The sequence below is a fragment of the Pseudomonas sp. NDM genome, from assembly GCF_003105095.1.
In the GTDB taxonomy this organism is placed as follows: domain Bacteria; phylum Pseudomonadota; class Gammaproteobacteria; order Pseudomonadales; family Pseudomonadaceae; genus Aquipseudomonas; species Aquipseudomonas moraviensis_A.
In genome coordinates, this window is the sequence record NZ_QETJ01000167.1 from 1 (window position 1) to 9,697 (window position 9,697).

At 61.1% G+C, this 9,697-nt stretch carries 10 protein-coding genes; 3 read left to right on the plus strand and 7 right to left on the minus strand.

The features are described 5' to 3' along the window. Nucleotides 1–61: 61 nt before the first annotated feature. The 6 genes from DCO47_RS22820 to DCO47_RS22850 form a co-directional block, all read right to left on the minus strand. Nucleotides 62–1,519 (minus strand): amidohydrolase family protein, encoded by a 1,458-nt coding sequence (locus DCO47_RS22820; protein WP_116658974.1) that lies wholly within the window; start codon nucleotides 1,517–1,519, stop codon nucleotides 62–64. 1 nt (nucleotide 1,520) lies between these two features. After that, nucleotides 1,521–2,381, minus strand: a complete 861-nt coding sequence (locus tag DCO47_RS22825; protein WP_042608818.1) for a MurR/RpiR family transcriptional regulator — start codon at nucleotides 2,379–2,381, stop codon at nucleotides 1,521–1,523. 16 nt (nucleotides 2,382–2,397) lie between these two features. Continuing rightward, the gene (locus DCO47_RS22830) at nucleotides 2,398–3,747 is read right to left on the minus strand and encodes a GntP family permease (protein ID WP_039759733.1); all 1,350 of its coding nucleotides are present in this window, start codon (nucleotides 3,745–3,747) and stop codon (nucleotides 2,398–2,400) included. Nucleotides 3,748–4,228: 481 nt separating this feature from the next. Next, the gene (locus tag DCO47_RS22840) at nucleotides 4,229–5,122 is read right to left on the minus strand and encodes an NAD-dependent epimerase/dehydratase family protein (RefSeq protein WP_116658975.1); all 894 of its coding nucleotides are present in this window, start codon (nucleotides 5,120–5,122) and stop codon (nucleotides 4,229–4,231) included. A gap of 103 nt (nucleotides 5,123–5,225) precedes the next feature. Further along, the gene (locus tag DCO47_RS22845) at nucleotides 5,226–6,137 is read right to left on the minus strand and encodes a LysR family transcriptional regulator (protein ID WP_116658976.1); all 912 of its coding nucleotides are present in this window, start codon (nucleotides 6,135–6,137) and stop codon (nucleotides 5,226–5,228) included. Nucleotides 6,138–6,243: 106 nt separating this feature from the next. Continuing rightward, complete coding sequence (locus DCO47_RS22850; protein ID WP_042608814.1) at nucleotides 6,244–6,834, minus strand: NAD(P)H-dependent oxidoreductase; 591 nt, start codon at nucleotides 6,832–6,834, stop codon at nucleotides 6,244–6,246. A gap of 181 nt (nucleotides 6,835–7,015) precedes the next feature. Between DCO47_RS22850 and DCO47_RS22855 the strand changes: the two genes are divergently transcribed. Continuing rightward, nucleotides 7,016–7,330: a putative quinol monooxygenase gene (locus DCO47_RS22855; protein ID WP_042608813.1), complete on the plus strand. Its 315-nt coding sequence runs from the start codon at nucleotides 7,016–7,018 to the stop codon at nucleotides 7,328–7,330. On the opposite strand, the gene DCO47_RS22860 is transcribed toward DCO47_RS22855, so the two are convergent. Then, nucleotides 7,320–8,084 carry a sulfite exporter TauE/SafE family protein gene (locus tag DCO47_RS22860; RefSeq protein WP_116658977.1) on the minus strand — a complete coding sequence of 255 codons (765 nt, stop codon included), beginning with the start codon at nucleotides 8,082–8,084 and terminating at the stop codon, nucleotides 7,320–7,322. The genes DCO47_RS22855 and DCO47_RS22860 overlap by 11 nt on opposite strands. A gap of 216 nt (nucleotides 8,085–8,300) precedes the next feature. On the opposite strand from DCO47_RS22860, the gene DCO47_RS22865 reads away from it, so the two are divergent. Together DCO47_RS22865 and DCO47_RS22870 are read left to right on the plus strand one after the other, a co-directional pair. After that, nucleotides 8,301–9,239 (plus strand): LysR substrate-binding domain-containing protein, encoded by a 939-nt coding sequence (locus DCO47_RS22865; protein ID WP_116658978.1) that lies wholly within the window; start codon nucleotides 8,301–8,303, stop codon nucleotides 9,237–9,239. A 42-nt stretch (nucleotides 9,240–9,281) separates the two neighbouring features. After that, nucleotides 9,282–9,632 (plus strand): cupin domain-containing protein, encoded by a 351-nt coding sequence (locus DCO47_RS22870; RefSeq protein WP_016770579.1) that lies wholly within the window; start codon nucleotides 9,282–9,284, stop codon nucleotides 9,630–9,632. Nucleotides 9,633–9,697: the final 65 nt, after the last annotated feature.

The window sequence follows — 9,697 nt, forward strand, 5'->3', positions numbered from 1 at the left end:
CATTGGAATGCGATCTCCTGTAGGAGCTGCCGAAGGCTGCGATCTTTTGGCGTCATTCGACTCAACGAAACCCTTCGCGCAAATCACCTTCACGTGCCAGAAACCGTCCTGCCCTGCTCCCATTCGCCTGCCCGTCGCGATAGCTCAACACGCCGTTGACCCACACCCCGTCAATCCCCTGCGCCGCGCGCTGCGGATCGTTGAAATCGGCCACATCGCGCACGGTGTGCGGATCGAACAACACCAGATCGGCCCAGTGTCCTTCACGAATCTCGCCCCTTTCTTGCAAGCCAAAACGCGCCGCCGACAAACCGGTCATCTTGTGCACGGCGGTGTGCAGCGGAAACAACCCGACGTCGCGGCTGAAATGGCCGAGCACCCGTGGGAAAGCGCCCCACAGGCGCGGATGCGGGAACGGGTCTTCCGGCAGTCCGTCAGATCCGACCATCGACAGCGGATGGGCGAGGATTCTTCGTACATCCGCCTCATCCATGCCGTAGTACACCGCGCCGGCCGGTTGCAGACGTTTCGCGGTTTCTTCCAGCGACAGTTTCCATTCGCCAGCAATGTCGATCAGGTCGCGCCCGCTGACTTCCGGGTGCGGTGTCGACCAGGTGATGGTGATGCGATGGGCGTCGGTGACTTGCTTCAAATCCAAAGTCGAAGAACTCGCGGCATAGGGATAGCAATCGCAGCCGACCGGATGGGTTTTCGCTGCCTCTTCCAGCGCTGCCAGCAGCTGCGGACTGCGGCCCCAATTACCGACGCCGGCGCATTTGAGGTGGGAAATGATCACCGGCGATCGCGCATGCCGGCCGATCTGGAACGCCTCGTCCATCGCCTCCAACACCGGGGCGAATTCGCTGCGCAAATGGGTGGTGTACACCGCGCCGAACGCCGTCAGTTCTTCGGTCAGTTGCATGACCTCATCGGTGGACGCGTTGAAGGCGCTGGCGTAGGCCAGGCCTGTGGATAACCCCAACGCGCCGGCCGCGAGGCTGTCGCGCAACTGCTCGCGCATCGCACTGATTTCAGCGGGCGTCGCGCTGCGCAACAAGTCGTCGAGGTGATTGCTGCGCAGCGCCGTGTGGCCGACCAGCGCGGCGACATTCAGCGTGGGGTTGGCCGCTTCGACGGCGGCGCGATAGTCGCTGAAACGTGGATAAATAAACGCTGCGGCAGTGCCGAGCAGGTTCATCGGATCCGGCGGATTGCCCTTCAAACTCACTGGCGAAGCGCTGATCCCGCAGTTGCCAACGATCACCGTGGTCACGCCCTGGCTGAGTTTGGGCAGCATTTCAGGTTGGCGGATGACCACGGTGTCGTCGTGGGTGTGCACGTCAATGAAACCCGGCGCCAGCACCCGGCCGGCGGCGTCGATTTCTTCGGTGGCGCGGGCGTCAGGCAGATCGCCGATACGCTCGATGCGACCATTGAGAATCGCCACGTCTGCGCGGTAGCCCGGCGTGTTGCTGCCGTCGATGACCACGGCGTTGCGGATCAGGGTGTCGTACTGCATGTCAGTCTCCCAGCGGCAGGTGATCGTCGCCGCCACGGTATTCGTCGAGGGCGAGTTTGATTCGCCGCAGACGTTCTTGATTGTCTTCAGGGCTGGCCAGCGCCAGCTCGGTGGCGAGCACGTCGATAGCGAGCAGCATGCCGTAGCGCGCCGCCGTGGGTTTGTAGATGAACGAGGTTTCCGCGCCTTGCAGCGGCAGGACGACGTCGGCCAGTTCGGCCAACGGTGAATCGCCGCGAGTGATGGCGAGGATGCGCGCGCCGTAGTTGCGCGCCAGTTCGACCGTTTCCAAAAGCTCCGGGGTGATGCCGGTCAGCGAGCAGACGATCAGCACTTGCTCTGCGTTCAAACTGGCGGCGGTTACGCGCATCATCACCGCGTCGTGACACACGGCGATCGGGTAACCGAGGCGCACCAGGCGCACCTGCAATTCATCGCTGCACAGGGTCGAGCAACCGCCCATGCCGAACGCGTGAATCATCCGCGCCTGGCTGAGCAATTTCACCGCATCGGCAAAACGCGATTCGTCGAAACCGGCCAGATGCTGACGCAGGGTGGTTTCGATATCGCCGACGATTTGCCCGTAGAACGCCGACTGCTCAGGCGTGCCCGCCGGGTCGAGAAAGCGGCTGCCCACGCCGCTGGCCTGGGCCAGTTGCAGGCGCAGGTCACGCAGGTCGCGGCAGCCAACCGTGCGGGCAAAACGCGACAGCGTAGCGGTGCTGACTTCGGCGCGTTGTGCGAGGTCTTCGAGGCTGGCGCTCGCGGCAAAGCCGACATCGTCGAGCATCAGCCGAGCGATGCGACCCTCGCCGGCGCTGAAGGAATCCTGGCGGGCGCGGATCTGGTAGAGGATGTCCATGGGCGGCAGGCTCCGGTTACAGCAGGTAGGAAAGGCCGACGGTCAGGGCGAAGGCGACCAGCGAGATCAATGTCTCGAGCACGGTCCAGGTCTTGAACGTCTGTGCGACCGTCATGTTGAAGTATTCCTTGATCAACCAGAAGCCGCCGTCGTTGACGTGGGAAAAGATAACCGAGCCGGCGCCAGTCGCCAGCACTAAAAGTTCAGGGTGTGGATAACCCAGACCGATGGCCACCGGCGCGACAACACCTGATGCGGTGGTCATCGCCACGGTTGCAGAACCGGTGGCAACGCGCATCAGTGCTGCGAACAGCCAGCCCATGATCAGCGGCGACAGGTGAAATTCGTGAGCGAGGCCGACGATCTGATCGGTGACGCCGGCATCCACCAGAATCCGGTTCAAGCCACCGCCAGCGCCGACCAGCAAGGTGATGCTGGCGGTGGGCGCGAGGCATTCGTTGGTGAATTTGAGGATCGATTCGCGGTTGAAGCCTTGGGCGATGCCCAGCGTCCAAAAGCTCAGCAAGGTCGCCAGCAACAGCGCGATCACCGAGTTGCCGATGAACAACAGGAACTGGTTGAACGCGCTGCCGGGAGTGGAAATCAGGTTGGCCCAGCCGCCGATCAGCATCAGCACCACCGGCAGCAGAATGGTTGCCATGGTGATGCCGAAACCCGGCAGTTTGTCGCGCGGTTCGCGGTCGAGAAATTGCTTTTCCAGGGGATTGTCCGCCGGCAATTGAATGCGCGGCACGATGAACTTGGCGTACAGCGGGCCGGCGATGATCGCGGTCGGGATGCCGATCGCGATGGCGTACAGCAAGGTCTGCCCGACCGAGGCCTGATAGGCCTGCACCGCGAGCATCGCCGCCGGGTGCGGTGGCACCAGCGCATGCACCACCGAGAGCCCGGCAACCATCGGCAGACCGACCATCAGAATCGACACGCCAACGCGGCGGGCGACGGTGAAGGCGATTGGCACCAGCAGGACGAAACCGACTTCGAAGAACAGCGGCAAGCCGACCAGAAATGCGATGCAGACCATCGCCCAATGTGCGTTTTTCTCGCCGAATCGCTCGATCAGCGTCCGCGCCATCTGCTCGGCGCCACCGGACTCGGCCATCATCTTGCCGAGCATCGTCCCCAACGCCACCACCAGCGCAATATGCCCTAGCGTCTTGCCGACGCCGGCCTCATACGCACCGACCACAGCCGACGGCGGCATCCCGGCCACCAGCGCCAGGCCCAGGGAAATCAGAGTGATGACAATGAACGGATTGAGCCGGTAACGGGCGATCAACACGATCAGTGCAATGATGGCCACGGCGGCATACACCAGCAGCCAATAGCCGAAGGAAGGCGTCATGCGGTACTCCTCGAGAGGGTCACGTTCGAATGGGTTGTGAAACTCATAAATCATTTCGAGATAGAGATTTCAAACCGCATGAAAATAATTTTCGTGGAGAGACAAGGTGTGTCGCAGGTGAGTATGTGCTGTCGTGATTAATGAAAATTGCGGGGCGGGATTTTCATGCCTTTCCAGATCACCACATAAACCTGTGGGAGCGAGCTTGCTCGCGATTGCGGTGGGTCAAAACAAGATTATTTGCCTGACACAGCGCTATCGCGAGCGGGCTCACTCCTACAGATTTTGATCGCATTCTTTCAGGCAGAACGCGGTCACCTGTAGGAGTGAGCCTGCTCGCGATTGCGGTGGGTCAAAACAAGATCATTTGACTGACACGACGCTATCGCGAGCAGGCTCACTCCTACAGTTTTTGATCGCATTCCTCCAGACAGAACGCGGTCACCTGCTCGCGAATGGCTTCACTCGGTGCGCGCTGGACTCACACCATTTCGCTACGAATCCATTCAACCACCGACGTGCGTTTCGGCGTCCAGCCCAGCAGTTCGCGGGCGTGTTTGCCGCGTACGCGGCTGTTGGAGCCGAGGCCGTAGTTGGCCATTTCATAGCCCCATTCCGCTTCGGCGTCTTGCAGTGGCCAGTCTTGCGGTTTGCCCAGGTTGAGGGCTTCGGCCATGGCGGTGGTCATGTCGATGAACGACGCTTCACCGCTTTCAACGAAGTAGAAAGTGCCCGGCACATTCCTGGTCAGCGCCAGCAGATACAGGGCGACGACGTCCTCGATGTGCACGTTGGACCAGATGTTCTGGCCGCTGCCAACGTGGCGCACCACGCCGCTCTTGCGCGCCTGTTTCAGCAGTCGCGGCAATTGCACGCTGTCGCGTTTGACGCCCAGGCTGTGGCCGTAGATCAGGGTGTTGCAGATCACCGCCGAGTTGACGCCGTCCTTCGCCGCCGCGAGCACCAGGTTGTCGATGGCCACGCGATCGGCTTTATCGACGGTCGGTTCCGGCAGGTTGTCTTCGTAATAAATGACGTCGCTGGATTTGCCGCCGGACGCATCGCCGACGATGCTCGAACCGCTGGTGTGCAGAAAGACTTTATTGGAACCGCGCAAAGCGTCGAGCAACGCTTCAACCGCGCCGCGATGATCGCTGCTGGCCGCGTTGATCACCGCATCTGCAGCACGCGCCTGTTCCGTCAGCAATTGGCTGTCATCGAGGGTGCCGATTACCGCGTTCATGCCCAGCGCTTTAAGTTCGTCAGCCTGCTCGGCGCTGCGCACCAGACCAGTAACCTTGTGCCCGGCCTGAACCAGACCGGTGGCGATGGAACCGCCGATAAAACCGGCCGCGCCGGTAACGAAAACATTCATGGATTAACTCCCTGCGTGAATAAGTGATGCAACGAGTATCGGCCGATGAAACCCGGCGAAAAACCCGCCCTCGGCCAATTCACTCTTGCGCAGGGATCACGAATCAGCCCTTGAATTCGGCGCTGGCGTAGGCGGCGAGTTTGCCCTGGATAAAGTCGAGGAAGCACTGGATGCGCAACGCCAGCTGCGAGTTGCGGTAGTACACCGCGTTGATCGGCTGGCGGTAGCCGCTGTTGAATTCGCCGAGCAGGACTTTCAGGCGTCCGGCGCGAATATCGTCGATGGTCATGAAGTGCGACAGACAAGCGATGCCCTGCCCTTCCAGCACCAAATGACGCACGGTCTCGCCGCTGGAGGCGCTGATCGCCGGGGTGATCGGCCAGCGATCGCCATGCACATAGCGCAGCGGCCATTGGTTGAGGCCTTCGTTCTGGGTGAAGCCGAGCAGCGTGTGTTCACTCAGGTCTGCGACCTGCCGGGGCGCGCCGTGTTTTTTCAGGTAAGCAGGGCTGGCAACAATCAGCAACGGACTGCAGCCGAGCGAACGCGCATGCAACGTCGAGTCGGCGAGGGTGCCGATGCGGATGGCGACGTCGGTGCTTTGTTCCAGCAGGTCAATGATCAGGTCATTGCTGTTGAGTTCGAGCTGAATGTCCGGATACAACTGCCGGAACTCGTCGATGTAGGGGACGATGGCGTGGAGCATGAACGGCGAGGCGGCGTTGATGCGCAAACGTCCGGACGGAGTCTGCTGGCGCGAGGACAGGCGTTCTTCGAGTTGATCCATCTGATCGAGGATCAGCTTGGCCTGTTCGAAGAAATACTTGCCCTCCTCGGTCAGGTCCATGCGCCGCGTGGTGCGGTTGATCAGCGTGGTGTCGAGTTTGGCTTCGAGCCGGGACAGCGTGCGGCTCACCGCCGACGGCGTCTGCCCGACCTGCTCGGCGGCGGCGGAAATCGAACCGCATTCGATCACGCAGACGAAAATCTGCAACTCATCGGATCTGGCTTTCACGGGTGTCCTCGCTGGAATCGCCGATCGCAGCCAGTCGCCATGCCCCCTGCAGGAGCTGCCGAAGGCTGCGATCTTTTGCTATGACCCCGATATTAGCCTGAAAGCCTCAAGCCTTGAGGCCAAACACCTCAGTCAGATGCTGCTCATAGCGCACCACATCATTCTCGATATTTGGACGCTTCATCACGTCAACGCAGAGGAAGGTCGGCAGCGCGGTCATGCCAAGGAATTCGTTGGCCTTGTGGAACGGGAAGTACACGGCGTCCACGCCTTTGGCTTCGAAGAAATCCGTCGGGTCATCGAAGGCTTGCTGCGGCGCGTTCCAGGTCAGCGACAGCATGTATTGCTTGCCCTGAATCAGACCGCCACTGCCGTACTTCTGCGAGGCATCGGAACGGGTGCGACCGTCGCTGGCGTAGAGGCTGCCGTGGCCTTCAGTGAAGACTTCGTCGATGTACTTTTTCACCGTCCACGGCGCGCCCATCCACCAGCCCGGCATCTGATAAATGATGACGTCGGCCCAGAGGAATTTCGCCACTTCTTCAGCAACGTCGTAGCCCTCATCAATGAAGGTGGTCTTGACGTCGACACCGCCGCGATCGAGCACGCTCAGCGCGGTTTCGTGCAAGGTGGTGTTGTAGCGGCCATCGGAGTGGGCGAATTTTTTACCGCCATTGAGCAACAGGACTTTTTTCATCGGAAAACCTCGGCGCAGCCCTTGGGGCTGGTGGCAACATTAAATGGAATGGCGGCAGATTAACCATCGATCTCGCGCGGAAACAGCCATGTCAGCGCAAAATACATTTGATCAAAACGCACGAATCGATAGCCAATTGTTGCCGTAACATCCGACGCTTTCTGCATTCGAGGAAGTTGTGATGAGTGAACGTCAGGGTTTCATCCTGCACGCCAAGACCCGCCCGGAAAAAGCCGCCGAGTTCGAAGCGCTGTTCCGCGCCTATGTCGAGCCGAGCCGCGCCGAACCGGGCTGCATCGAGTACCACATGCTGCGGGACAAAGAGGATCCGACGCTGTTTATCTTCTACGAGATCTGGGCAAGTCAGGCGCATCTGGATGTGCACTCAGCGTTGCCGCACATGAAAGCGTTCTTCGCCAAACGCATGGAGTACTTGGAACGCGATTTCGATATTCGCCCGATCGACATGCTCAGCGAATCGTCGGCTAGCCGCTGATCAGCAAATGGGCGCCGAGCGCGCCCAGTCCGATAAAGAACACCCGCTTGAACAGCACCGCACTGATGCGCTGACGCAGCCATTGGCCGAGCCACATGCCGAGCATGGCCGGGATCAGCGCCAGCAGCGAGGCGCTCAATTCACCCCCGCCAAGTGCGCCGTGCCAGAGCAGCCCGAGCGCCAGCGCCAGGGTCGAAACGGTGAAGGACAGACCGAGCGCCTGCACCAGCTCATCGCGGCTCAGACCCATTGCTTGCAGGTACGGCACCGCCGGAATCACGAAGACGCCGGTGGCGGAGGTGATGACGCCGGTGATCAGGCCACACAGCGGACCGAGCCAGCGCTCATGGCGCGGGTTGACGTGCAGCGTCGGCAGAAACAGCCCGCTCAACGCATACAGCAACAGCGCCGCGCCGAGCCCGCGCACGACCCAGTGCCCACCGGAAATGCCGATCAAGAGGGTGCCGATGCCGGTGCCGAGGAAGATCAGCAGCAGCATGGGCCAGAGGCGTTTGATCAAGCCATGCAGATGCCCGCCGAAGGCCAGTTGCCAGAGGTTGGTCAAAGTCGCAGGGATGATCAACAAAGCGGCTGCCTGCGCCGGCGCCATAGCCAGACCGAGCAGGCCCATGGCAACGGTGGGCAGGCCGAGCCCGATCACGCCTTTGACCATGCCGGCGAGGATGAAGGTGGCGATGACCAGCAGCGAAAGGGTCGGGCCCAGGTTTTGGTAGAAGTCGGTTAGCGTGTGCATTGGGGTAAATGTGCGCTGATCCGGAGCGGGTGAAAATCTGCCATATACTGAGGCTGCCTCTTCCTTTGCAAGAGGCTGACATTTTAATCAGGGCATCTGGCCCTATCGCGAGCAGGCTCACTCCTACAGTTTTGTGTTCGCGGCAGATCCCTTGTAGGAGTGAGCCTGCTCGCGATGAGGCCAGCCCAGACACCACAAAAACCAGAGGCAAACCCCCTGCACTTCGACCTCACCGACCTGCGCCTCTACCTGCACATCATCGACACCGGCAACATCACCGCCGGTGCCCTGCGCAGTCATTTATCCCTCGCCGCCGCCAGCGCCAGAATCCGCGCGATGGAAGCCTCGCTGGGCGCCGAATTCCTCGACCGTGGTCGGCGTGGCGTCACCCCGACGCCCGCCGGGAAAGCCCTCTCCCGCCACGCGCGCATTCTTATGCAACAGGCCGAGCGCCTGCAGCAGGAACTCGCTGAATACGCACAAGGCGTCAAAGGCCAGGTGCGGCTGTTGTGCAACACCACGGCGATCACCGAATACCTGCCGGAAGTGCTCGCGGATTTCCTGCGCAGCCATCCCAATCTGGACATCGATCTGCAGGAACTGCCTAGCGCGCGGATCACCCATGCCTTGCGTGAAGGCGCAGCGGATCTGGGCATCGTGTCCGACGCGGTCGACAGCAACGGCCTACAGACGCAGGCTTTTCGCGACGATCCGCTGGTGCTGATTCTGCCGCTTGACCACCCGTTGTCTGACGCCGCCGAGGTCAGTTTCAGCGACGCGTTGCAGCATGACTTTGTCGGACTGAGTGCCGACAGCGCACTGGCGATTTATCTGGAAGAACAGGCGCTGCACAGCGGCGCGCGGATGCAGGTGCGCATTCGCGCCGATGGCTTCGATGGGGCGATGCGCATGGTCGCCCGAGGCGCCGGACTGGCCATCGTGCCGTTGGCGGCTGTCGAACGCGCGAAGGTCGAACACTTCAAATGTGTGGCGCTCAATGAACCGTGGGCGCGCCGCACGTTATTGCTCTGCGCGAGAGACTTCGCCGCGCTGCCGGGTTATGCCCAGGCATTGTTGCAAGCGCTCACCGCTGCGCGCGTTTCTGAGCACTCCGATGTCGACCCCAGACAACTGAGCGACAACCGGGCGCTATAGGGTGCGACTTCAATTCTCAAGTCCACTTGCCCGGAGTCCCTCATGACCGCGACCGCCCCTATCACCGTTCTGCGCGACACTCACCCGCTGCCGGTACTCGATGCCTGCAAGTGGGAAAAACTCGAAGGCGACCCGCACACCGTCAACCTCAACGCCTACACCAGCGAAGACGGCAGCAAGATCATGGGCACCTGGATCTGCACGCCGGGCAAGTGGCGCGTCGATTATGTGAAGTGGGAATACTGCCATTTCCAGGAAGGCTACTGCGTGATCACCCCGGACGGCATGGCGCCGATTCACCTGCGCGCCGGCGATATCTTCGTGGTTGAGCCGGGCATGAAAGGCACGTGGGAAGTGGTCGAGACCGTGCGCAAGTATTTCGTCTTCGCCTGATAAAGCAAAAGATCGCAGCCTTCGGCAGCTCCTACAGGAACGCATTCCCATGTAGGAGCTGCCGA

Excerpts from the sequence above, each read along its gene's own strand:
- DCO47_RS22820 (WP_116658974.1), bottom strand. The coding sequence starts at position 1,519 with ATGCAGTACGACACCCTGATCCGCAACGCCGTGGTCATCGACGGCAGC.
- DCO47_RS22825 (WP_042608818.1), bottom strand. The coding sequence starts at position 2,381 with ATGGACATCCTCTACCAGATCCGCGCCCGCCAGGATTCCTTCAGCGCC.
- DCO47_RS22870 (WP_016770579.1), top strand. The coding sequence starts at position 9,282 with ATGACCGCGACCGCCCCTATCACCGTTCTGCGCGACACTCACCCGCTG.
- DCO47_RS22850 (WP_042608814.1), bottom strand. The coding sequence starts at position 6,834 with ATGAAAAAAGTCCTGTTGCTCAATGGCGGTAAAAAATTCGCCCACTCC.
- DCO47_RS22860 (WP_116658977.1), bottom strand. The coding sequence starts at position 8,084 with ATGCACACGCTAACCGACTTCTACCAAAACCTGGGCCCGACCCTTTCG.
- DCO47_RS22840 (WP_116658975.1), bottom strand. The coding sequence starts at position 5,122 with ATGAATGTTTTCGTTACCGGCGCGGCCGGTTTTATCGGCGGTTCCATC.
- DCO47_RS22830 (WP_039759733.1), bottom strand. The coding sequence starts at position 3,747 with ATGACGCCTTCCTTCGGCTATTGGCTGCTGGTGTATGCCGCCGTGGCC.
- DCO47_RS22855 (WP_042608813.1), top strand. The coding sequence starts at position 7,016 with ATGAGTGAACGTCAGGGTTTCATCCTGCACGCCAAGACCCGCCCGGAA.